The organism is Vibrio sp. GLN_1 (genome assembly GCF_043106015.1).
Classification (GTDB): Bacteria; Pseudomonadota; Gammaproteobacteria; order Enterobacterales; family Vibrionaceae; genus Vibrio; species Vibrio parahaemolyticus.
Window position 1 is genome coordinate 405,865 of sequence record NZ_JBICMD010000007.1, and the last position, 24,257, is coordinate 430,121.

Annotated in this window: 21 protein-coding genes; 12 read left to right on the forward strand and 9 right to left on the reverse strand. The window is 46.9% G+C overall.

Annotated features, from left to right (window positions below):
• Positions 1 to 1,743, reverse strand: a complete 1,743-nt coding sequence (locus ACF8OV_RS04525; protein WP_203503715.1) for a transporter — start codon at positions 1,741 to 1,743, stop codon at positions 1 to 3.
• Positions 1,744 to 1,873: 130 nt separating this feature from the next.
• On the opposite strand from ACF8OV_RS04525, the gene ACF8OV_RS04530 reads away from it, so the two are divergent.
• From ACF8OV_RS04530 to ACF8OV_RS04545, 4 genes are all read left to right on the forward strand, one after another.
• Positions 1,874 to 2,551 carry an oligogalacturonate-specific porin KdgM family protein gene (locus ACF8OV_RS04530; protein ID WP_005482845.1) on the forward strand — a complete coding sequence of 226 codons (678 nt, stop codon included), beginning with the start codon at positions 1,874 to 1,876 and terminating at the stop codon, positions 2,549 to 2,551.
• A 15-nt stretch (positions 2,552 to 2,566) separates the two neighbouring features.
• Positions 2,567 to 4,795 (forward strand): exopolygalacturonate lyase, encoded by a 2,229-nt coding sequence (locus tag ACF8OV_RS04535; protein ID WP_203503718.1) that lies wholly within the window; start codon positions 2,567 to 2,569, stop codon positions 4,793 to 4,795.
• Positions 4,796 to 5,095: 300 nt separating this feature from the next.
• Positions 5,096 to 6,868, forward strand: a complete 1,773-nt coding sequence (locus ACF8OV_RS04540; protein WP_005487072.1) for a sodium:solute symporter family protein — start codon at positions 5,096 to 5,098, stop codon at positions 6,866 to 6,868.
• Positions 6,869 to 6,924: 56 nt separating this feature from the next.
• On the forward strand, positions 6,925 to 8,091 hold the full coding sequence (locus tag ACF8OV_RS04545) for an oligogalacturonate lyase family protein (protein ID WP_005460795.1): 1,167 nt from the start codon (positions 6,925 to 6,927) through the stop codon (positions 8,089 to 8,091).
• Between the two features lie 86 nt (positions 8,092 to 8,177).
• Here ACF8OV_RS04545 and ACF8OV_RS04550 read toward each other — a convergent pair whose 3' ends face one another.
• Both ACF8OV_RS04550 and ACF8OV_RS04555 read right to left on the reverse strand, forming a co-directional pair.
• A complete protein-coding gene (locus ACF8OV_RS04550) occupies positions 8,178 to 8,951 on the reverse strand; it encodes a siderophore-interacting protein (RefSeq protein ID WP_203503721.1) in 774 nt (257 codons plus the stop codon).
• A gap of 179 nt (positions 8,952 to 9,130) precedes the next feature.
• Positions 9,131 to 9,715, reverse strand: a complete 585-nt coding sequence (locus ACF8OV_RS04555) for a LysE family translocator (protein ID WP_025523178.1) — start codon at positions 9,713 to 9,715, stop codon at positions 9,131 to 9,133.
• Between the two features lie 114 nt (positions 9,716 to 9,829).
• On the opposite strand from ACF8OV_RS04555, the gene ACF8OV_RS04560 reads away from it, so the two are divergent.
• A complete protein-coding gene (locus ACF8OV_RS04560) occupies positions 9,830 to 10,270 on the forward strand; it encodes an Lrp/AsnC family transcriptional regulator (protein ID WP_005482841.1) in 441 nt (146 codons plus the stop codon).
• 214 nt (positions 10,271 to 10,484) lie between these two features.
• Positions 10,485 to 11,663, forward strand: a complete 1,179-nt coding sequence (locus ACF8OV_RS04565; RefSeq protein WP_203503729.1) for a lytic polysaccharide monooxygenase — start codon at positions 10,485 to 10,487, stop codon at positions 11,661 to 11,663.
• Between the two features lie 116 nt (positions 11,664 to 11,779).
• On the opposite strand, the gene ACF8OV_RS04570 is transcribed toward ACF8OV_RS04565, so the two are convergent.
• Genes ACF8OV_RS04570 through ACF8OV_RS04580 form a run of 3 tightly spaced genes read right to left on the reverse strand, consistent with a single transcriptional unit; the run spans position 11,780 to position 13,410 of the window.
• Complete coding sequence (locus ACF8OV_RS04570; RefSeq protein WP_025505418.1) at positions 11,780 to 12,400, reverse strand: HAD-IB family hydrolase; 621 nt, start codon at positions 12,398 to 12,400, stop codon at positions 11,780 to 11,782.
• Positions 12,401 to 12,438: 38 nt separating this feature from the next.
• Positions 12,439 to 12,750, reverse strand: a complete 312-nt coding sequence (locus tag ACF8OV_RS04575) for a cupin domain-containing protein (RefSeq protein WP_005460759.1) — start codon at positions 12,748 to 12,750, stop codon at positions 12,439 to 12,441.
• Between the two features lie 9 nt (positions 12,751 to 12,759).
• A complete protein-coding gene (locus ACF8OV_RS04580) occupies positions 12,760 to 13,410 on the reverse strand; it encodes a Qnr family pentapeptide repeat protein (protein ID WP_005460782.1) in 651 nt (216 codons plus the stop codon).
• Between the two features lie 497 nt (positions 13,411 to 13,907).
• Here ACF8OV_RS04580 and ompW point away from each other — a divergent pair, with 497 nt between their 5' ends.
• The 3 genes from ompW (at position 13,908) to ACF8OV_RS04595 (ending at position 17,297) form a co-directional block, all read left to right on the forward strand.
• A complete protein-coding gene (ompW, locus tag ACF8OV_RS04585; RefSeq protein ID WP_005460838.1) occupies positions 13,908 to 14,552 on the forward strand; it encodes an outer membrane protein OmpW in 645 nt (214 codons plus the stop codon).
• A 232-nt stretch (positions 14,553 to 14,784) separates the two neighbouring features.
• Entirely contained in the window at positions 14,785 to 15,810 is a 1,026-nt protein-coding gene (locus tag ACF8OV_RS04590) for an HlyD family secretion protein (protein ID WP_025501435.1), read from the forward strand.
• Complete coding sequence (locus ACF8OV_RS04595; protein ID WP_140250201.1) at positions 15,807 to 17,297, forward strand: MDR family MFS transporter; 1,491 nt, start codon at positions 15,807 to 15,809, stop codon at positions 17,295 to 17,297. The genes ACF8OV_RS04590 and ACF8OV_RS04595 overlap by 4 nt, the downstream gene beginning before the upstream one ends.
• Before the next feature lie 96 nt (positions 17,298 to 17,393).
• On the opposite strand, the gene ACF8OV_RS04600 is transcribed toward ACF8OV_RS04595, so the two are convergent.
• Positions 17,394 to 17,639, reverse strand: a complete 246-nt coding sequence (locus ACF8OV_RS04600) for a Rho-binding antiterminator (protein ID WP_005460845.1) — start codon at positions 17,637 to 17,639, stop codon at positions 17,394 to 17,396.
• Positions 17,640 to 17,819: 180 nt separating this feature from the next.
• Here ACF8OV_RS04600 and ACF8OV_RS04605 point away from each other — a divergent pair, with 180 nt between their 5' ends.
• The 3 genes from ACF8OV_RS04605 (at position 17,820) to ygjK (ending at position 22,987) form a co-directional block, all read left to right on the forward strand.
• On the forward strand, positions 17,820 to 18,956 hold the full coding sequence (locus tag ACF8OV_RS04605) for an MBL fold metallo-hydrolase (protein WP_140250202.1): 1,137 nt from the start codon (positions 17,820 to 17,822) through the stop codon (positions 18,954 to 18,956).
• Positions 18,957 to 19,412: 456 nt separating this feature from the next.
• Positions 19,413 to 20,180, forward strand: coding sequence for a hypothetical protein (locus tag ACF8OV_RS04610; protein ID WP_025536215.1), 768 nt, complete (start codon positions 19,413 to 19,415; stop codon positions 20,178 to 20,180).
• Positions 20,181 to 20,296: 116 nt separating this feature from the next.
• Positions 20,297 to 22,987, forward strand: a complete 2,691-nt coding sequence (gene ygjK / locus ACF8OV_RS04615) for an alpha-glucosidase (RefSeq protein WP_203503731.1) — start codon at positions 20,297 to 20,299, stop codon at positions 22,985 to 22,987.
• 132 nt (positions 22,988 to 23,119) lie between these two features.
• On the opposite strand, the gene ACF8OV_RS04620 is transcribed toward ygjK, so the two are convergent.
• A complete protein-coding gene (locus ACF8OV_RS04620; RefSeq protein ID WP_203503733.1) occupies positions 23,120 to 23,632 on the reverse strand; it encodes an O-acetyl-ADP-ribose deacetylase in 513 nt (170 codons plus the stop codon).
• Between the two features lie 59 nt (positions 23,633 to 23,691).
• Positions 23,692 to 24,117 carry a VOC family protein gene (locus ACF8OV_RS04625; RefSeq protein ID WP_021821230.1) on the reverse strand — a complete coding sequence of 142 codons (426 nt, stop codon included), beginning with the start codon at positions 24,115 to 24,117 and terminating at the stop codon, positions 23,692 to 23,694.
• Positions 24,118 to 24,257: the final 140 nt, after the last annotated feature.

Genomic DNA, 24,257 nt, shown 5'->3' on the forward strand with positions numbered 1-24,257 from the left:
TTACTTACTTAGTTTTTGTTTCTGCCAAGCACGTTTAGAGTGCTGGGTAGGTTGTAGTAGGAACAAGCTAAACAGCAACACAATGCAGCCAATTGCGACGAAGATGGATTGAGAAGAGCCCGCTAACACGACGCCGGCAAGAATCAGTAACATGCCCGCCAACGCTGTGATGGAGCCGACATAAAGTCCTTGCTTATGATTGATAGGGGACTGCTCCTCGTCGCTGATCGGTGTGGCTAGTTGAATCGCAAGTGCAGTGCGACTTTGCTGGATTGATGGTGACTCTTTGGCATAAAAGACCCGCGTAAACAGGAAGAAGCCTCCCGTCACCAGTAAATGAACGGCAAGCGTTGCGACCACGGACAGGTCTTTGCTTTCTCTTGGTGTTAATGGCGAGGAAGAGAGCCACTGTACATCAAAGATAAACATCATAAAGAGCGATACTGAGCATCCGACCATAACGGTGGCCCATCCCGACCAGTTTGGTGTTTTCAAACTGACAAGCGCAAGCAGAGATGGGATGTTGATTGGCATCTGAATGAACGCCGCGAACACAATCATCATGTCGAACAAACTGTACGACTCAACAGACGCCAGCAGCAAAGCTGTGACCGTGGCTAATACGCCAGATACTATCGTCGCAATTTTTCCAACCATCAACTGCTGACGATTGGTGGCATTTGGGTTGAACCACACTTGGTAGAGGCTTTTGACCACAATGCCAGCGTTGCGGTTGTGTGCTGATGAAAGCGGCGCAATGGTCGCGGCCACCAATGCCACCATCACCAATCCGAGTAAACCTTGAGGCATGTAATGTTGGATGTAGTAAAGATAAGCGGCGTTGTTCGCACTCTGCTCTAGTGCAGGATAGATCGCCAGTAAATCGATGTTTTGCGCTGCCACGAACCACGCTGGCATAAACCACAGTACAGGGGCAAAAACAAACAGCACACCAGCAACGAATGCGGCCTTGGTGGCATCTTTATCGTTGGCGGTGGTCAGAAAGCGATAGCAGCTCAAGGTGTGGTTATTACTCATGGTTTGTTGCAGCAGCATGGCGATTGCCCACATCACAAACAGAGACGGCATCCTGATCTGTTCACCATAAATTGGCGTGGCGTGCGCAAATACTTCGCTTGGTGAGTCAAAGCGTTGCAGTGCGGTATAGCCGATCACTAGAGTAATGGCGATCAGCAAAATTAATTGAATTACATTCGTCACAGACACCGTCCACGCGCCGCCGCTCACGGCGATCAAAGTGACGACCACCCCCATAGCGAGAATGGTGGTCGACATCTCAATGGCAAAAACAGCAGAGAAAAAAGACGCCAATCCATTCATCCAAATAGCACAGGCGATCAAAGTCAGCGGAAAGCTTAACCATGTGAATAGCTGTTCTGATGTGTGGCCAAACCGCACTCGAATGACTTCCATGGCGGTTTCTACGCGTAACCTTCGATAGCGACGCGCAAAAAATGCTGCCGCGACGAAAAATCCCAACGCATTTCCCCAAAAGATGAACATCACGCTGATGCCATCTTCATACGCTTTGGCTGCGGCACCCGTAAACGTCCACGCTGAAAATTGCGTCATGAATGCGGTCGCGCCAGCCATCCACCACATCATGGTTCCTCCACCTTGAAGGAAGTCGTTCGACGAGGTGGAAAAGCGGCGAAATAGCGACGCAGCGATCCCAATAAAGAGCAGATAGATCATTACGATCATCGAATCCAATAAAGTCATGTGTCATAGCTCACGAAAAAAATTAAAACACCGTTTTAAAGATCACAAAAATACCGATAAGAACTTTATCAGTACGTAATAATGAATATATTAAAACAAGATTTATTATAAAATAAAATGGTGTTTCAAAATGAAAGTTAGATACCTTACTTCTGCACTCTTACTTGCAATGACTTCTGGTTTAGCGGCTGCCGCATCGGTGGATATTCGTCATGAATATGTGCCTGATCGTGATGGTGACGAACATCGAGATCGTATTTACGTTTCTCACCGTTTCGACAACCAAATCGGTTTTAGCGTGGAAGCAAAATGGAACTACAAAGATGGTCACATGGGCAATGCAGGCCATGAAACTGGCGTGAGCTACCGTTGGAAAGCGACCGACAATTTCTCTCTAACGCCGGGCATTAACATTGATGCCAGCCCATCGGGTGCGTCAGTGTTCAAGTACAACTTGACGGGCGCGTACAAAATCAATGACGAGTGGGATGTTGCTGCGCGTATTCGTCATGGGTACAAAAACACGGACGACTCGCGCTACAACCAGCTCAACCTTTACGCAAACCGTAAGTTTGAATGGGGCAAGCTTGGCGTAGAAGCGGAGTACAAAGATATTCATGGTGGTGAAGGTGGCTGGAAAGACAAAGGTCATGATCAGCTGATCGACTTTAAAGGCGAATACACCAAGCTGGAAAGTGGCGTGATTCCATTCTTCGCTATCGCGGCTATCACGCACAAGGGTGACGGCTCAGAGTTTAAAGATGAATATGTTCCTCGTTTCCGTGTCGGTTTGAAATACAACTTCTAACAAGGAAAAGTGACCATGAAAAAACACACTTTAGCCTTGTGTCTGGCGGCCATATTGGCCCCAGCCGCACACGCTGCTGAGATTAAGGTCGAAGACCTGACTTGGAAAGCGATCACTTTTGGTCAATCGACCGACATGAACTTTGGCTCAACCATTTTGCCGGAAAAAGTCGGCGTGAACCAAGTGACGGTCAATGGTGAGGCTGTCGCTGCTGGCAAGTTAGCGTCCACATTTACCATTGAAAGCCGCGGTGGCAAGTTAGCCAACTCGCATGAAGGACTCTCCTTTTACTACACCGAGCTACCAACCGATGTGAACTTTACCCTCAGTGCCGATGTGGTGCTTGAACAGCTTGGCCCAGAAACGGGCGCGACACCCAACCGCCAAGAAGGCGCAGGTTTGATGGTGCGCGACATTCTAGGTGCCGAGCGTTTAGTGCCGCAACCTGAGGGCCATGAAGAGTTTCCGTCTGCATCGAACATGGTGATGAACCTAATGCGTTCTCACACCCGCACGAACGATGGCATGACCAACATCAACGCATCGTTTCGTGAAGGCGTTTATCAACCTTGGGGAACGCCAGGTAACCGTTTAAGCCGTGTCGATTATGTGGAAGGGGTGCCTTACGGCACGGCTGAAACCTACCGCATGACGCTGACACGCACCAATGATGGTTTCAAAGTCAGCTACCGTAATGGCGAAAAATTTGTTGAGCAAGCGGTAAAAGGTGCGAATGCCAATATCGTTGAAATGCAAAACTCAGACTCGCAATACGTCGGCTTCTTTGCGTCACGCAATGCAAAAATGACGGTGAGCAATGTCGATTTGCAGCTTGCTGCGGCGGATACCGTGGACGCTCCCAAATACGCGGCCAAGCAGGGAGAATTGGTATTCCAAATCGCTTCTTCACCTCGCTCTGCAACCAAGGTGTATCCGGTTCAAGCTCGTGCCAACTACTCGGGCGAATTTGAAGTTCTGCACAATGGCAAAGTGGTAGCGAAGCAAACCGTGACGGCGGGCGAGTTGTTCAGCCAGTGGCTGACACTTGATAGCGGCGCGAATCAAATGGAAGTGAGATTCACCGCCATTGACGGCCCAAACAAAGAGACACAAGCGCACCGTTACAGCGTTGACGTTGTTTCTCTGCCAGACCCAATGACGCTGTATGTTGCACCAAACGGCAGCGACAAAGGCAACGGATCTCAAGCGCAACCGCTTGATTTAGCTACCGCAGTAGAACTGCTTCCTGCTGGTGGCACCATCATTTTGAAAGATGGCGACTACCAAGGGATGGAAATTCCGCTGACGGCGAGTGGCAGTGCCGACAAGCTCAAGCACCTACGTGCGGAAGGAGACAATGTTCGCTTTGTTTCGGAACTTCGTCACGAGGCAAATTACTGGCATTACCAAGGTATTGAAGTTGCGGGTGCGCAGTTCATTGTTCATGGTAGCCACAACACCTTCGAAAAAATGGTGACACACGGCGCTCCAGATACTGGTTTCGTGATCACCTCTCCTGAAAACATTGGCCGCGCACTGTGGGCAAGTTACAACCAAGTGATTGAAAGCGAAAGCTACAACAACATGGATCCTTCGCAGATCAACGCAGACGGTTTTGCGGCCAAGATGCGTATCGGCGATGGCAACACCTTCATCCGTTGTTTGTCTCACCACAACATTGATGACGGTTGGGACTTGTTCAACAAAGTGGAAGATGGCGCAAACGGTGCGGTGACCATTTTGGATTCCATCTCTTTCAGCAACGGGCGCACACTCGATGTTGCCAACAAGGGTGGCACGATTGGTAACGGCTTCAAGCTAGGCGGCGAGGGGATTCCGGTTCCACATGTGGTAAAAAATAGCCTGTCTTTCAATAACAACATGGACGGATTCACGGACAACTTTAACCCTGGTGCACTGGTATTGAGCGACAACGTGTCGATTGATAACAAGCGCTTCAACTACTTGTTCCGTAAGAGCCCATATTCCGGCGAGATTGAGCAAGGCACGTTCACCAATAACCGTTCTTACCGATTCCACGTCAGCAGCAAATATGACGACGTGATCAACAGTGCGAAATCGACTGGCAATGCGTTGGTCGAAAATGGCACGACTTACACCAGTGATGGCAAAGCGGTCGACAGCAAAACGCTCGCGCCATTAAAGCAAGCGTCGGTGATTGATACCCAACAAGCCATTCCGGGTAAGCAAGAGGCGATGCAGCTTAAGCAACTTATCCACTAACGAGTAATAACGGGCTCTCAGGAGCCCTTTTTTTCGTCAAAACTCACCTTACAACGGTCGCATTTTTACGCTTTTCGACTTGTCAGTGACAATCTCTTTTTGGTTCTAAGATTAACTAAGGGAATGCAGCAACGACGAGTATGGATCCGCAATTATTTACAAGACGCTCACTATTGATCTTCATCACGTTTGAGCGCAAAAAATAAAAAATGAACCGTTGTTTTGATTTTTGTCTCAGTTAGTTTTGTTTTTTGAAAATATAATTTATCTAAATTAAAACAGCGTTTCGAGGTTTCTATTATGGAATACGATTACTTAGTAATAGCAGGCTACTTTGCCCTGATGGTGGCAATCAGCTTGCTGTTCAAAAAAATGGCAAGCAATAGTACCAGCGACTATTTCCGCGGGGGCGGTAAGATGCTTTGGTGGATGGTTGGTGCCACAGCATTTATGACTCAGTTCTCTGCATGGACGTTTACCGGTGCAGCGGGTAAAGCGTTTAACGATGGCTTCGCGGTATTGGCCGTGTTTGTTGGCAACATGGTGGCGTACGTTTTCGCTTACTTCTACTTTGCTCGCCGCTTCCGCCAAATGCGTGTCGATACGCCGACTGAAGGGGTAAAACGCCGCTTTGGTAACACTAACGAGCAGTTTTTCACTTGGGTAATCATTCCATTAAGTGTGATTAACGCGGGTGTTTGGCTAAATGGTTTGGGTGTGTTTGCTTCTGCGGTATTTAATGCCGACATCGTGACTACCATTTGGGTGACTGGCCTTGCGGTATTGGCTATCTCATTGCTGAGTGGTGCGTGGGGCGTAGTGGCGTCGGACTTTATTCAAACGCTGGTTGTTGCGGTTATCTCCATTGCTTGTGCGGCAGTTGCATTGTACGTCGTTGGTGGCCCTGGCGAGATCGTTGAGAACTTCCCTGGTGGCTTCATCATGGGCCCAGATATGAACTACCCACTACTGTTAGTTTGTACGTTCATCTTCTTCGTAGTGAAACAGCTGCAAAGTATCAACAACATGCAGGAGTCTTACCGTTTCCTTAACGCGAAAGACTCGAAAAACGCAAGTAAAGCTGCGCTGATGGCGCTTGTGATGATGCTATTTGGCGCGGTAATTTGGTTCATCCCACCTTGGGCTTCAGCAATCCTGTACCCAGATGCAGCAACGCAATACTCATCATTGGGTGCGAAAGCAAGCGATGCGGTTTACCTTGTCTTCGCTCGTGAAACAATGCCTCTAGGCACCGTTGGTCTGTTAATGGCAGGTCTGTTTGCGGCGACCATGTCTTCGATGGACTCTGCACTAAACCGTAACTCAGGTATTTTCGTTCGCAGCTTCTACTCAAACATCGTGCGTAAAGGCCAAGCTTCGGATAAAGAGCTACTGCGTGCTGGTCAAATCGCATGTTTGGTGAACGGCATCCTCGTTATCATGATGGCTCAGTTCTTCAACTCACTGAAGCACCTAAGCTTGTTTGACCTAATGATGCAAGTGGCGACGCTACTTCAATCACCAATCCTAGTTCCATTGTTCCTTGGCATCATCATTCGCAGAACGCCGAAATGGGCACCATGGGCAACAGTTGTGGTTGGTATGTTTGTCTCTTGGTCAGTGGTGAAAATCTTCACTCCAGAATTTGTTGGTAGCTGGTTCGGTATGGATGAGCTAACACGCCGCGAAGCAGGTGAAATGCGCACAATGATCACTATTGCTGCTCACCTTGTCTTTACTGCTGGTTTCTTCTGCCTATCGACTCTGTTCTACAAAGAAGAAACAGACACGCACAAAGAGACAACGGCGGAATTCTTTAAAGATGTGGACACCGAGTGTGTTGCAGAAGAAGGCCAAGACATTGTTGACCGCATGCAACGCGCGAAATTGGGTACGCTGGTTATCTACATGGCCGCAGGTTTAACACTGATGGTGTTGATTCCTAACCCACTATGGGGCCGCCTATTGTTCCTTGCCTGTGCAGCGTCAGTCTTTGCTGTGGGCTACGGCTTGAAGAAGAGTGCCAAGCTAGACACGCAGCCCTCTAAAGTAGCCGCGACAACGACCCAATAATCTGAATTTTTGTTTTGGCTGCCCTCGCTTGGGCAGCCCTTTTGTGGAGATATATTATGGCTAAAGGTGATGTGATTACTCTCAACTTCGAAACGTTTGTTGATAGTGATACCCAAGTGAAAGTGACGCGATTAACGCCAACGGACGTGATTTGTCACCGTAACTACTTTTACCAGAAGTGCTTTACTCAGGATGGAAAAAAGCTGCTGTTTGCAGGTGATTTCGACGGAAATCGCAACTATTACCTGCTTGACCTTGAAACGCAACAAGCAGTCCAACTGACGGAAGGTAAAGGTGACAACACCTTTGGCGGTTTCATTTCGACGGATGAGCGTGCATTTTTCTACGTGAAAAACGAACTGAATTTGATGAAAGTCGATTTAGAAACGCTGGAAGAACAAGTCATTTATACGGTCGATGAAGAGTGGAAAGGCTACGGTACTTGGGTGGCAAATTCTGACTGTACCAAGTTAGTTGGTATCGAGATTTTAAAACGTGATTGGCAACCGCTGACATCGTGGGAAAAGTTTGCCGAGTTCTACCACACCAATCCAACTTGTCGCCTAATTAAAGTGGATATCGAAACCGGTGAGCTGGAGGTGATCCATCAAGACACTGCGTGGCTAGGTCACCCGATTTACCGTCCGTTTGATGACTCAACGGTTGGTTTCTGTCATGAAGGTCCGCATGATTTGGTGGATGCGCGCATGTGGCTAGTCAATGAAGATGGCAGCAACGTTCGTAAAATCAAAGAGCACGCAGAAGGTGAATCGTGCACGCACGAGTTCTGGATTCCAGATGGCAGCGCAATGGCATATGTTTCTTACTTCAAAGGTCAAACTGATCGCGTGATTTACAAAGCCAACCCAGAGACATTAGAGAATGAAGAAGTGATGGTGATGCCACCTTGTTCTCACCTTATGAGTAACTTCGATGGTTCTTTGATGGTTGGTGATGGTTGCGATGCGCCAGTTGATGTTGCAGATGCAGACAGCTACAACATCGAAAATGACCCGTTCTTGTATGTATTGAACACAAAAGCGAAATCGGCGCAAAAACTGTGTAAGCACAGCACATCTTGGGATGTGTTGGATGGCGATCGCCAAATTACTCACCCGCATCCGTCATTCACACCGAACGATGATGGCGTGTTGTTTACCAGTGACTTTGAAGGCGTTCCTGCGATTTACATTGCGGACGTGCCGGAGTCTTACAAACACTGATTACGTCAAACATGATGATGAAAAACGCCCGGTGATGCCGGGCGTTTTTATTGGGATGAGAGCTGGAATCGAAAAGACATGAACCACTATTGGTTGGATTCCGCGTCTTCACGTTTAATCACTTTGTGCCCATCTTCAGACACGCCTTGCTTCCAATAGCTGCTGATGTAGATATTCTCGCGATCGACTTCTTTCTCATTGCGGAAATATTGGCGCAGCGCACGCATTGAATCGAACTCACACGCACACCATATCGAAGCGTTACCATCTAACCACTCGAGTTCGCGAACGCTATCAGCCAAGGTTTGCCCTTCGGTTAGCCAAATCAACGCCATGCCTGCTGGCGCGTGTAGGGGTTGGATGTCGGCTGGAGACATCACGCTGATCACTGCGTAGCCTTTGGCCTCTTCTGGCAACGTACGAATTTTCGCAGAAAGCGCGGGAAGTGCCGTCATATCGGCAGCCATGAAGAACCAATCCGCCTCAGTATTTAAGTTGGAGATGCTACCCGGCCCCACGATGCTGATCGTGTCGCCTTTTTGCGCGGCCATTGCCCAACGTGCGGCAAATCCGCATTGCAGATCTTGCGTTACGTGTCGGACGAAATCCACTTCGATTGAGCTGGTTTCTGGATGAAAACGTCGAATTGTGTAAGTGCGCATGATTGGTCGGTCGTCTTCTGACAGGATGCTCAGATCCGCGCCGCCCATATCATTAAACAGTAATTTGATGTAACTGCCTTCGCAGTCACGAGGAAAATGGCTCAGCGCCTCACCTTGCAAGGTAATGCGCTGCATGTTTGGAGTGATGGTTTCTGTGTCTGTGACAACAAGCGTTTTAGGTTGAGGCTTCTTTTTCATTGTTACTTTACTCGATAATTATTCTCTTTCTCATTTAAAGATTATCAAGTTCCCTAACAAGAGGGTAGCGTCTTTAAACAAATTTACACTGTGAATTAACGCCAAAGCCTCAAGAAAAATATTACCTTTATCCTTTCTCTAACCACGTAAAGTGAGTCGTCTTTTAACCATAAATGGACTTATATCATTGGAATCGTAGACAAAAGCAACAGAGCGGCCATGCTGTAGTTGAACCCCTTAATGCGTTTATCGGTGGTCAACCAACGCTGCAATTGCATGCCTGCCGCCGTCCAAAATGTCACCGATGGCAAGTTGGCTAAACAGAAGATACCGGCGATAAAAGTCAGTTCAAGCCAAGAACCGCCGCTGGTGTATACCGTAATGGCCGTCAACGCCATCGACCAACCTTTTGGGTTCACCCACTGGAATGCGACAGCCCCTAAAAAAGACATCGGGCGAAAATCATGTTTTGCTTCGGTTTTGTCGCTGGTGGCGATTTTGTACGTCAAGTACAGCAAATAACTCAAGCTTAATACTTTCAAAATGGAGTGGGTGAGCGGGTAGGCATGGAACAGGCTCATCAAGCCAATGCCCACCAAAATTAACATGGCACCAAAGCCGAAGGTAATGCCCAACATGTGTGGGATAGTGCGTTTAAAGCCGACATTTGCCCCTGAGGTCATCAACATAATGTTATTGGGACCCGGCGTAAAAGTGGAGACAAAAGCGAACAACGCCAAAGCGCCCAGTTGATGATATTCCATAGATTGTTCCTTGAATCAGTTCTCGATAAGTTGAGAACAACTATAAGTAGAACAGAGGTCAATATTGTGCTTTTATTTGATGATTAGAAACTAAATAAGCAATGAAACATCATCATGGATAGATTTGACGAAAGAATATTGCAAGTGCTCAAGCGAGACGGAAGAATCTCCAATGTGGAGCTGTCGGAACGCGTTGGTTTATCTCCGTCTGCAACCTTACGCCGAGTGCAAGATTTAGAGCGTAAAGGCGTGATCAAAGGCTACCGAGCGGTACTGGATAATCAGCAACTTGGCGTGGGTTTTGTCGCTTATGTGTCGATTGGTTTGGCCTCGCACTCTAAGCAGGCACAGTTGGGTTTCGAAGAGCATGTGCGTTTTGTAAACGAGGTGGTGGAATGTCACAACATCACTGGTGCGAACGAGTATTTGCTGCGTGTGGAAACGCAAGATCTCGCCGCTTATAAAGCGTTTCACGCTGATGTGTTGGGTGAGTGCGAACACGTCAAGTCGATCACAACCATGGTGGTGATGGACACACCAAAAGACGAGCGCTAGCCAAACGAGAGTGACAGTTTTTGTGGCACACGAATTTGAAGTGACTCGAAAGAGTCAGTCGAGTATGAGAATGGTTCACAACAAATGCTGGAAAGCAGATGGCACTCTTACAATTTCTATATTTATTCTCACCTTCTAAATTATCCCATCCTGCTAGTTTTGCTTAAACCGCTTGTGTTTCAGAGCGGCGAGTCAGCAAAATTAAGGATGAACGATGAAATCACATGTAACACTTCCTCTTTTGAGCTTAAGCGCTGTTGCCGCATTGAGCTCATTTAACGTCAACGCCCATGGCTGGGTAGAGTTTCCAAGTGCTCGTCAAAATACGTGTTATTTAGACGGTGGCTTTTGGACCAACGAGATCCCTAACCAAGCGTGTAAAGCGGCTTTTGAAGAATCAGGCGCGTACCCGTTTGTGCAACGCAGCGAAATTGCGGCGAACGTACCAAACTACCGCGACATGGCACACGTTCAGGCGGTGGTTCGTGACGGTGAACTGTGTTCTGCCGGCGATGCCGCTAAGAAAGGTTTGAACATTCCTTCTCCAAACTGGCAGCGCACCAATGTTACGCCAGATGCAAACAACCAGATTGAATTGGTGTTTTACGGCAAAGCGCCGCACAACCCATCGTACTGGGAATTCTATCTCACCAAGTCAACTTATGATGATTCAAAGCCTCTTACTTGGAGTGATTTAGAGCTGATCGACACCGCAGGTGATGTGTATGTTGATGCGGAAAAACGCTACCGTATTCAGGTGACTTTCCCTGCTGATCGTTCCGGCGATGCGGTGCTTTATACTCGTTGGCAGCGCATTGATGTCGCTGGGGAAGGTTTCTATAACTGTAGTGACATTACGTTAAACGGAACGGGCACGACGCCACCGACTGACCCTGTTGATCCAACCGAACCAGGCAACAATCTGACATCTCTAGGCTACTTTGTTCAGCAAGGTTTTGGGCCTGTAGAGTCTGGCGATACAGTGCGTTTCCGTACGTTTAATGCGACGGGGAATGAAATTGTCGATATTTTACTACCAATCAACGCAAACAATACGGCTACTTGGGCGGCAGAAATTGCGGATCAATTTAACGCGCAGCAAACAGGCGATTGGTATGTGGGCATTTGGCATCAAGAGATGAATCATTACATGTTCGATAGTAAGAACGTGAATGCAAACCAAGTATTAGCGCCAAGTGCAGACTTCAGTTATGCGTTGTCACTGATCAAAGCGGATGTACCGCCACCAGTTGAACCAACCAACTTGTGGGACAAGACGGCCGTTTACAACCAAGGTGATGTGGTGACGCACAACGGCAAAGAATGGACTGCCCAGTGGTGGACGTCTGGTGAGGAACCAGGCACAACGGGTCAATGGGGTGTATGGCGTTAAGCCATTTATTCGGGCCCTGAACAGTAAAACCCTTCTCATGTGAGAAGGGTTTGTTTTTTCAGTCTAAAACGACCACTTTGGTCGAGTGGTTGTCTTGAAAATCAGAGCACATATCGTTATTCGCTTGCTCTCCACTCGCTCCAGTTGAGCATCGCGTAGTCTGCCAGTTTTAGCATCGGAATGTCTTCGTGTGTATCACCGTAGGCATAAACAGACGCAAACTCGTCGAGCGAAAACGCCGCCTTAACGCGCGAGACTTTTCTTTCTAAACTGCAATCACCTTGCTGGTAAAAGCCACTCAGTTTTGGCTGTTCTGAGATCAGTTCACTGCACAGCAAGTGGTAACCGTTCGCCTCACACCAAGGCTTGAGATACGCATTGAGTGATGCCGACACCACTACAATGGTATCGCCTCTGTGTTGATGCCACGCCAATCTTTCCATCGCTTCTGGCCGTAAGTACAGCGGGATCACTTCATGGGCAAACTGAGCGCCAATCGCTTCAATTTGCTGCGTTTCTTTCCCTGAAAATGCAATAAAACTGCTGAGTGGACGCATAAGACGAGCGGGTAACACTCCGAGTTTGTACAGCGCATAAAATGGCATGATAGCGACCTTTCCTACTCGTTTGCGCAGGCCATAAGCAGAATAGTGGAGGAAAAGGCTAAACATATCCTCTCGGGTGATGGTGCCATCAAAATCAAACAGTGCCAGTGACGGCTTAGTAGTATCGAGCAAATTCAGCGCCTATTTTTTGGTTTAAGATCGTTTTGTATTTATTGATAAAACACCGCCAACCAGATGGTTTCTTGCGTTGGGTCAGTCCAGCTCACTTTGTGTTTGGTATGAGCGGGAATCGTAACGTGCTCGCCTGCCTCAAGTCGTTGCACTACACCTGATTCAAAAGTCAGCTCTCCAGCTCCTTTAAGAACCAATACCCATTCATGTTCTTCTTGATCGTACCAGCCACTGTCGGGCGAGGTTTGCCCCGTTGAGACAATGCGTTCTATACGCAGGTTTTTGTGGGTCAGCAGGTCTTCGAACACTTCCTCGTCGAGGTTATTCGGTAAGTCTTTAAACAGGTTCATGGCCTTTCCTTAGAGAATGATCAGTCCAAAAGGCGCAAGCAATTGCTCTTGTTGCCAATCACAAATTTTAACACCAAACAGAGAAACGCGGCGAACATCCAGCCCGTCCAGTTCGACATGAGTCAGATCACACTGCTCAACGTTAAAGGTTCCCCATTGTTCTGGCGAGAATTCGCAGCGAGATAAATCCGAGCCTTTGAGAGTTGCCCCTGCGAGGTTCGCACCGTTCCAACGGTTTTCAAAGAGGTCACATTTTTCTAGTAACACTCGTTCGAAGTTACAGTAGGTGAGGTTGCAGCCAGTAATAAAAGCAGAACAGAAAAACATGGTGTTACTGACGCGATTAGCAAAGTTCGCACCTTGGAAGTTTGCCCCTTTGAGATCGCACTTACGCAGCTCCAAGCCCATACAATTTGCGCCGTTAAACAGGCTCATCGCCAACATACAGTTCGTGAAGCTGGCATCTTTTAAGTTCGCGAAGCGAAAACTACACCCTTCTAGCGCTTTGGATTCGATAAAGCGACAGTCGATGAACTTAGCATCGCGCAGATCGGCATGGTCGAAACTGCACATATAAAAGTGGCAGTTTTTAAAGGTGGCATTCTGAAAATCGTGATGAGAAAAGTTTTCTCGTTCAAAAATGAGATCGGTTTTTAACATGTCTTCTCCTTAGCTGCGAGCAGACTAGCACTCCAAGTGACTGATTTTCCAGAAAAATAACTTCTTGTATTTCAGTGTTTTACAAACCCCTCAAATCGCGATTTTAAGGGGTCAAACGAGCGTTTTAAGTGGGTTGTTTTTTGAAAATAGAAGACGTAGAGGAAGAAAAAAGTTTTTGCTGGCTACGAGCCTTAGCGAGAGGATTCGTGTTTTTGAGTAAGCATGGCTTCTCACACGCACAGTTTGCATTACAGAATTGTATCCGATTTGCATAATTTGTTGATCGGTATGGCGTTTCTCTATACAAAAAACCTATATTTTTCACAAATTGATTTCCATCAAAATAGTAGGGTTTCTATGTGCTAGATTGCGCGCAGCTCAAAAAAAATATAGATGCCCGTGTGCTTCAAGGCGCTGAGTTTACTTGAAATCTAAGGCCATTCAGCAAGCACACCTTTGGGTACAACATAACGAAGCCCTACAAAAGGAAATAAAAAATGAAAAAAACAATCTGCAGTCTAGCAGTGGTTGCTGCACTCGTGTCACCAAGTGTTTTCGCTCATAAACAAGGTGACTTCGTTCTTCGTGTTGGTGCGGCGTCTGTCGTTCCAAATGACAGCAGCGATAAGATTCTTGGTTCTCAAGAAGAATTGAAAGTGGATTCAAATACGCAGCTTGGTTTGACGTTTGGCTACATGTTCACAGACAACATCAGCCTAGAGCTTCTAGCAGCAACACCATTCAGCCACGATATTTCAACAGACTTGTTAGGTCTTGGTGATATCGCGGACACCAAACACCTTCCACCAACGCTTATGGTTCAGTACTACTTTGGCGAGCCACAAAGTAAGTTCCGTCCATACGTTGGTGCAGGTCTCAACTACACCATCTTTTTTGATGAAGGCTTTAACAACAAAGCGAAAAACGTGGGCTTAACTGATCTTAAGCTAGACGATTCATTTGGTTTAGCAGCAAACGTAGGCGTGGACTACATGATCAACGATCAATGGTTCCTTAACGCATCTGCGTGGTATGCAAACATTGAAACAGAAGCAACATACAAATTTGGTGGAGCGAAGCAAAAAACCGACGTCAAAATTAACCCTTGGGTATTTATGATCAGCGGCGGTTACAAGTTCTAAGAAAAGCGGTAGTTACACACATTACACGCGCATTACAATTATTGGCATGACTTTGGGGGCGGTTACGGGGACTGCCCTTTTTTTTATCTGCATTTCCGTGTGTATTAGATTGCACACGATTCAAGCAATAGTTCAAGGTTTAAAACTGGATCTTAACCTTGCAGATCATTTTATTGTTCCAAGATCGAAAAGTCCTACACTGGTCACATAATTGAACAAGTGGACAATATAAATGAGCGGCGACATCGCGAAGCATTCTTCCGCCAGATCTAAGCTGGTAAAAACTCTTTTCTTCACTCTCTGTGTTATCGCATTTGGTGCGATGTATTGGTCTTGGCAGTATTCAGACAGTCACCCAAGCACGGAAGATGCCTATGTTAGGGCAAAAATTTTGTCGGTAGCGCCTCAGGTAAAAGGCCAAGTGGTTTCTGTGGATGTCAAAGACTTCCAATCTGTTAACAAAGGTGACCTACTGCTGAAGATAGATTCACGCCCATATTTGTTGGCAGTGAAGCAAGCAAAAGCGGCATACCAATTGGCGGTCCAGCAACATGACGTTGCCGATAAGCAGGTAACTGAAGCCGTTGCGGGCTTAGATGCGGCGCGCTCTAACCTGACAGAAGCGCAAGTAGAGTACAAACGTACGGATTCCCTGGTGAAACGCAAACTGGCGTCAGACCAAGATTTAGATACGGCGAAAAACAAACTAGCCAATGCTCAAGCGAGCCTAGAGCAAGCGCGCGCGACGGTAGAAAAAGCCATTGCGAACCGTGGTGAAGAAGGCGCAGAGGCTGCGGTTGTTCAACAAGCGGCGGCTCAGTTAGCGCAAGCGGAGCTGAACTTGAGTTACACCGACATTACGTCACCAGTGGATGGCATTGCCGGTGAAATCAATACGCACGTAGGCTCGGTCGTTAGCGTGGGTCAAACGCTGTTCCCTGTGATTTTAAAAGACAGCTATTGGGTACGCGCGAATTTTAAAGAAACCGATCTTACTCATATTAAACCTGGCATGCATGCGGATGTGGTGATTGATATGTACCCAGACGTGGTGTGGAAAGCAACGGTAGAGCAGCTGTCGCCTGCGAGTGGTACATCGTTCTCCTTGATGCCACCAGAAAACGCAACGGGTAACTGGGTTAAAATCAAACAGCGTTTCCCTGTACGTTTGGCGTTAGAAGTATCGGCTGATGCGCCGCAACTTCGCGTGGGTGCGAGCTCAGAAGTCACTATTGATTTGCAAAGTAGCGTGCAATGAGCCATCAAATTACGGCAGAAAAACGGGGGATTGCCACCGTCGCCGTGATGCTTTCTGCCATCATGGTGTTAATCGATATGACCGTTGCGAACGTGTCGCTATCGCACATGATGGGCGCGTTGGGCGCAACGGCAGACCAAATTACTTGGGTGCTGACGGGTTACAGCATGGCGGAAGCGATCTTCATTCCGATGACCAGTTTCTGGGTGTCGCGCTTTGGTGAACGCAAAGTCATGCTGGTTGCTGTGATCGGTTTTGTAATTGCCAGTGCGCTTTGTGGGCAAGCACAGTCTCTTGAAGAGATGGTGCTATTTCGCATTATCCAAGGCGCTTTCGGCGCGTCGGTGATTCCATTGGCGCAGTCGACGTTAGTGCAGATTTATCCGTACGAACAAAAAGGCAAAGCGATGGCGATTTTCTCCATCGGCATTTTGCTTGGTCCTATTTTGGGCCCAGTCGTGGGCGGAGTGATCACCGACAACATCAATTGGCGCTGGATTTTTTACATCAACTTGCCATTCGGTTTGATTTGTACCTCTTTGATTTATCGCTATATCCACATCGACAACAAATCCAAACCTAACTTTGACTGGTGGATCATCGGTTACATGGCGTTAGGTGTGGGCGCGTTGCAGTTTGTGTTGGATAAAGGTAACGAAGAAGACTGGCTCAACTCACGCATGATCCAGACCGCGATATTGCTCGCTGTCATGGGGTCGGTGATGTGGATTTATCGCAGCTGGAAAACCAAAAGCCCAATAGCGCCATTATGGCTGCTTAAAGACCGAAATCTTATGGTCTCGTCGTTGATGATTGCCGTGGTGTCGATGGCGATGTTTGGCCTGACGACTCAACAACCGATGCTGTTGGAAAGCTTGCTGGATTATCCGGTCTCAACCACTGGCTTATTAATGGCACCGCGTGGATTGGCGTCAGCGGCGATGTTAATTTTGGTGATTAAACTCAATCCGCAATTCGATCCCAGAATCAAAATAGTCTTTGGCTTGAGCTGCATCGGGATTGGTAGTTATTTGATGACGCAATACTCACTGCAGATCGATACATTTTGGATTGTGATGCCGAGTATGATTCAGGGGATGGGGCTTGGTTTAACCTTCTCGACGCTGTCCACCTTGGCGTATTTAACGATTCCGAAAGAGCAATCTGTCGCGGCGGCAAGTATTTACAATCTGTTCCGTACGATTGGTAGTTCGTTTGGTATCTCTATCGCCACCACGTTCCAATATCGTGATAGTCAGCAGCAATGGCATGCGCTGGGAGAGGGTATTAATCCTTATAATCCTAACTTGCATGACTGGGCGGCCAATCAGGGGCTTTCCATTACCGACCCGGTTGCGTTAGACCAATACCAACAGATGTTGCAGCAGCAATCGCAAATGGTCGCGTTTGTGCACACCTTCCAGCTTGTGGGAGTGATGTTCGTGATCATGATGCCGATGCTGGTTTTCATCCGGTCGCGTGAATAACAACAAGTTCAGGTGAACCGTGTAAGAGAACGCCTCTCAAGTTGTGTCAGCTTGAGAGGCGTTTTTTATTGGACGGTGTCAGTGAAAGAAGGACGTTTACTCAAACGTCACTTCGTCAAAATGCGGATTGGCTTTGAGCGCGCGCATTGCGACTAATTGTTCAGTCGGGAAGGCGGTGTGCTCTCCATCCATATCTAAAAACAAACACTCTTGTCGCTGCATGTCGTAGCCTGTGTCGAACGCGTTGCCCTGATGAGTTTCACCATTTTTTAGTGTGATCTCGATAGGGAGCTTAAACATACAGGCGATTTCAATAAAATCGTATTGGCTGCAAGTCACCATAGTTTTCTCCTTTCAAACCGACGCAGTATTCAGAAGGTTTGAGAACCGTATCCTTAAATAGAAGACGTTTGATTGAAACTGAATCTTCATCTTACACCTCATTTTGGTCACGAAATAGACATACACGCACGTTTTAATAAACCTACTGTTGAGCGTTCGCAAGTGAGACAAAACTACGATATGTATGAGACGATACTTAAGCGCACATACCTAACGAGTGAACAAAAGACACAAAAGCCAAGTTCACTGATTCCGCCTCAAACCTACCATGCGCAGTTGGCGCACCGTGTTCACCACTCGCCTCAATTTGAAAACGGCCGCGTTAAAAACGAGATGCCAAATGTCCCTAGTCCGCAATCACTCTGGCAGGTGTGTTGGAGTTATCTTGGTGGTAGAACGCCGTTGAGTCCTAACGAACATCTGCCACATTCCCCAATTCAACCCACGCAGTTTGCGCAGCGAAGTGAATCGATGCGCGTTACTTGGCTGGGCCATTCCACCATGCTGGTGGAGGTCGATGGCATTCGAATTCTGACCGATCCGGTATTTGATTACGCTTCTCCGTTCATCGCAAAAGCGTGGTTTGAACGCAATATTCCCAATACCCATGCCAGAGATCGTTTGCCGATTCCTGAAATCATCGTGATTTCGCACGATCATTACGACCATTTAGAAGCATCGACCATACGTTTTTACGCCGATAAACCCGTGACGTTTTATGTACCCTTAGGGGTTGGCAAGCATCTGATAAAGTGGGGCGTTTGCGCAGACAACATCGTGGAATTCGATTGGTGGGATAACGTGCACTATGCCGGAATTGAACTGATTTGTACGCCTGCTAACCATAATTCGGGTCGTACTTATTTCGATAAAAACGCGACCCTGTGGGCTTCTTGGGTCATCAAAGGCAAAGAAGAGACGCTCTATTTTAGTGGTGATTCAGCTTACGATTCGCACTTTTCCGAGATCGCACAGCGATGTGGACCAATCGACATTGCCTGTTTGGAAGTGGCTGCCGATGTGAAAGGCCAAGGTTATCCGGTCGAAAACTGGGGGCACATGCAGGCTCATCATACCGTGCAAGCGTTTCACGATTTAAATGCGAAAAAACTGTTGCCAGTACATTGGGCTACATACGAGCTGTTTACTCACCGTTGGGACGAACCGATTTCAGATTTGCTTGCCCATTGTCAAAAAGAACATATAACGCTGCTGACGCCAATGCCGGGGGAGAGTTTTTACGTTCATCAAGAACATATAAATAAACAGTGGTGGCGAGAAAAAGAAATATGTGAACCAGCTAGAATTTTGACTTAATAATATGATCTTACTTCAATAATTATTTTAGAAATTAACTTTGCTATTTTCAGAATATAACAAGGTTTTTACTGGTCATTGAAATTAAAAATTTCCATAGATTCACTTTCCAATTGTGATCTCACGCTTTTATAAATCGATTGGTGTCATTTTTTGATACTTTTCATCTGAAAATTTGCGCTCTTATCAGAAAAGTTTTAGTAAAAATCTTTGCCATCTTAATTTTACTCTTCAAAACAATTATACTGACTATTATCTTGATAAGCCCATAGAGCAATGGCTATAACTTGTTCTTGATGGGTAAAATGTATCCAGTTAAAGAAAAGTAAAAGAATCTAATGGATAAGACATGTTTTACGCCAACAAGATAGAATATTGAGACCAAAATCACAAGAGTAGGACTCTCTTGAATTTATCATCATGGATGCTGAATAAATAAAATACAGGCATCGTTAGATGAATAATTCTGCAACGTATTTACTTGCTGCTTTACGAGAAAAAATAAAAGAAAAAGGCATTGGATATTCTGAGCTTTCTATTGGACTTGGAATCCCGCTTTCTACTATAAAAAGGCAGCTTCACAATACGTCTCTTGGTTTAGATAAAATCTTGTTGTACGCCACGCACCTTGATACGGATTTGGTTGAGTTATCCATGCGAGGTAAGCAGCTGCAGCAAGAGAGTGAACAGTTTATCACCGACACCAACAGTGAGATTTTCCATCAATATCCTCACTTATTTGATTTTCTTTATCTTTTGCGTCGACCTGAGTGGTCTTTAGAAGAGATCGCACGGAGATACCAGCTGAATGATACTTCCGTTGCGCTCTATTTACGTGCACTAGAAATGATGGATTACATTGAACTGAAAGGGGATAAACACTATCAATTTAAAGATACAGGCCGCTTTATTTTTGAAGAAGGTTCAAATTTAGACACGCTATTTGCACAGCGCTTTCGTGAAGAAGTGTTTAGCCACGATATTCGACCTCCAATTTGTGTTGGACGCATTGCGATTACCGAAGAACAAGAAGAAAAACTGGCAAATGAAGTGTACAACAAATTAATTGAGTTTGATGTTCAAAATAAAACCAGTGAAAACAGTCAACGACTAAAAAATGTTTTACTCACTTTTACGCCTGGTAATCAGATATTTTTGGCTGACACAATTCCGAATATTAATGGCGATTTATTAAAAGCCATCACTGTCGCTAAAGAAAAATAAAAGAATAATTATTGGAAGCTCGTGCTTATTTAGTGCGAGCCGGGCTTCTACACACAAAAAAACACTCATTTATATAAATGAGAATATAAAAATAATGTAAATAATAGGGAAAAAGTATGTTTAAAAAGAGCACACTTGCCATTCTGATCGGGGCTACTATTTCGCTTGTTGGATGTGGTTCCAATGATAAAACTGAAATCCGTTTGCCACAGGCGCCAACTTCAGAATTTACTAACGTGATTGATCGTACTGGTAATCCAACTTACCTGCGTGATTACGACAGTTATTCGAACCTGAAGTACAACGCACTCACGGACAACGGAGCGTGGCATGGCCATTTGCTACCTGAAGATGCGGCGGGTTATGGCGCTTTCGGCGGTATTATGCAAGTGACGCAAGAGTACGCGCATTTTATGTCTGGCCAAACGTTCGACAAGCTCGCGTTGACCGACAAAGTGAGTGGCCAAACTTACGATTTATCGAACGCAGAAGCGAAAGTCTATTCCATTCCAGGTGCGTTAGTGCAGGTGTTGGACTTGGACGATATTCACGTGCAAATGGTGTTGCGCTTCGTGACTGATCGCTCTTCGCTGGTGGAAACGCTCATCACTAACAAAACTGATCGTGATATGAACTTGGCGTTGGAGTGGGACGGCGAGTTGGTGAAATACGCGCTGTCGACGCGCAAAGACCAAACCGTGGCGCAGTACTACCCAGATTACAAGCGGCAGATTTCGACCATCGAGAACGGCATTAAAATTAACTTTAGCGAGATGAAAGACAACTGGGCGATCCGTAATGACCGCGATGCCGAGTTCCGCATTACTCGTTCTCTACCGACGAAGACGTTCACCAACGAAACCTCATTCAGTTCTACCGCGGAGATGAGCCTACCAGCAGAGCAAACATCGGCGGTTTATACGGCGTATTCTAACCTGCACAATGCGAAAGAAGTGCAGTCAGAATCGTTGAAATTGCAAGATGTATTGGCGAATCCAACTCAATACATGGAAGCGTCGAAAGCGCGTTGGGACGGCTATTTAGCGAATGGTCTTATCAACAAAGAAGCGACAGCAGACCAAGCTCGCGTAGCGGTAAAAGCGATGGAGACCCTAAACGGTAACTGGCGCTCTGCGGCGGGCGATATTGAACAAGCGACAGTCACGCCATCGGTCACTGCGCGTTGGTTCTCTGGCAACTTAACGTGGCCGTGGGATTCGTGGAAACAAGCGTACGCGATGGCGCATTTCAACCCAGATGTTGCGATGGACAACATTCGCACGGTATTCCAAGAGCAAGTTCAAGCTGATGACAAGATCCGTCCGCAAGATAAAGGCTACTTGCTGGATGTGTTGACGTACACCAAACCTGTTAGTCGTGGTGGTGCTGGCTCTGAAAACTGGAACGAACGCAATACGAAACCATCGTTGGCGGCATGGTCTGTGATGGAGGTGTATCACGCTCTCGTGAACCAGTTTGATCGCCCAGAAGACGCGCAAAAATTCATTGATGAAATGTATCCGAAGTTGGTGGCATACCACGATTGGTGGCTATCCAACCGCGACCACAACCAAAATGGTGTGCCTGAATACGGCGCGGCAGTAGACCCAGCACACAACACGGAAGAAGGCGTGATGTACGTTTGGGTAGAAACGCGTGATCCTAACTTCACGACCATTATTCCTGCAGAAGACATCATCGAGCAAAACGGCAATTCTTATAAAGTAAAAGGCATGGCGTCTTACAATAAGATTCTCGATGAAGTGGATTACATGACGATTCACGTCGGCGCACAAGAAGCGGCGGGCTGGGAATCGGGCATGGATAACGCGGCTCGTTTTGGCTTTATCTACAACATCCACAATATGAATTCGCAAGCTGAAGACATCAGCAATCCAGACAGAAATGTGGATCAACTTGGTCGCTACGCGGCAAGTGCGTACGGCTTTGATAACAGCATCAAGCTGGAAGGCGAAGAGTGGGTGTACAGTAATACGTCAGCGGAAAACTTAGCGAAACTCGATCTTGCGAAGAAAGATTGGGAAGTTCGTTTTGCAGAAAATCGCACCAACAATAATGCTGCGGATGGCGAGCTGCTTGGCTTCTCTATGCTGCAAGAATCGGTGGATCAAGCCTCTTACATGTACTCAGACAACAAATACTTAGCGGAAATGGCGAAGTTGGTGTCCGATGGCGTAGAAGGTAAAGATCGAGCGCAAGAATTCCTTAACGGCGCAGAAAAAATCAAGACGTACATTAACCAATGTATGTTTGATGAAAGCACAGGATTCTTCTACGACATTCACTTAAATGTGGCTAAAGATGGCACTACTCCTGCGCCTCTTGCAAATGGTTGCGCGGGTTTGCCGATTGTAGAGCGTGGACGTGGCCCTGAAGGTTGGTCGCCGCTGTTTAATGGTGCAGCAACGCAAGAGCATGCTGATAAAGTGATCGCGGTAATGCGTGATCAAGACGAGTTCAACACGCCAGATAAATTCCAAGGAACGGGTGTGCCTTTGCCGACCGCATCGCAAACCAACCCTGCTTACGGTAAAGATGTGTACTGGCGTGGTCGTGTATGGCTAGACCAAGTATACTTTGGCTTCCGTGCGATGGAAAACTACGGCTACAAAGAAGAAGCGATTGCAATGGCAAATGAGTTGTTTAACAACGCAGAAGGTATGACGGGTGATATGCCAATTCGTGAAAACTACAACCCTGAGACGGGCGCGGTACAAGGTGCGTCGAACTTCTCTTGGTCTGCGGCGCATTTGTACATGATGTACAACGGATTCTTCAAAAACTAGATCGCACACATTAGGCGCTTTGGATGACCCCCCCAGCATTCGTAGCGCTTAACGAACGATAATTCATTGATAAATAAGACAAACCGGACTGTATTGGCAGTCCGGTTTTTTATGTCTCTTGTCACAAAGATTTTAGTGCTGGGTCAGGGCGTGTTGCCATATCGAAAGCATCTCTTCACTAAACAAGTAAAAGTGCATGTCGAGTACCGCGTATTCCGGTCTTTGACAAACAGCCATCGCGACTTCTGCTGCTTCTTGAGGTGGGTAACCATACACTCCGCAAGAAATCGCAGGCAGTGCCACACTTTGGCAGTGGTTGGCGAGCGCGAGATCCAGCGAACGTTGATATGCAGATTCCAACACCGCTTTTGGATCGGCGAATTTATCGTAAATCGGGCCAACGGCATGAATGACGTAACGCGCGTTTAAATTGCCAGCCTCAGTAATGCGTGCGTCACCAAACGGGCATCGAATACCGTCGACATCATCAACGGCATAACACGCATTGATAAGCGCAGGCCCTGCTGCGCGATGAATGGCACCATCGACGCCACCTCCGCCGAGCATTCTCGGGTTTGCTGCATTCACGATGGCATCGACATGTGCGGTGGTGATGTCGCCTTGGACTAACGAGATCGCGTTCATTTTTTTGAGCCTTCTACAATGATGAGAAACAAATGGTCAGTAACACAGTTAAGTGTAGCTTACTCATCAATCACTTGAGGTTTTAACTCGACGACATTTCCTTCCGGATCATGAATATAGAGTGAGCGACCGAACCCCTGTGCGCCGTAGCGCTTCGCAAACTCTTCGGTTTCAATGCCGTTCGAACGCAGATATTCCAGTATTTCATTTTCGCAAAAAGGCGCTAGTTGCAGGCAAAAATGGTCAATATTACGACCATTTTGAACTGGTGGCTTTCCGCCAAGTTGCCCTAACTCGCTGTCCACCGTCACCACATCAATCAATGCGTTACCAGCCCTAAGCTGGGTTAAACCAAGCTCCATTACTTCGCGCTCGACTGGGCAACCCAAAACATCTCGATAGAAATGCAACATGGCGTCGAGGTTGCACGTTCTTAACACGACATGATCAAGGGCTTGGATTGCGATTGGGTTGTTGGTGGGCATACTTCACTCCTTTTGTGCGGTTATGGAAAAGTATACGACCTGAACGTCCATATTGATCGTTAAGTCATTTTTAACATATGCACATTTGGTCATAAAGGGGCGTTTAAGAAGAGAGAAAGAGTTTTTGGCGAAACGCCTTG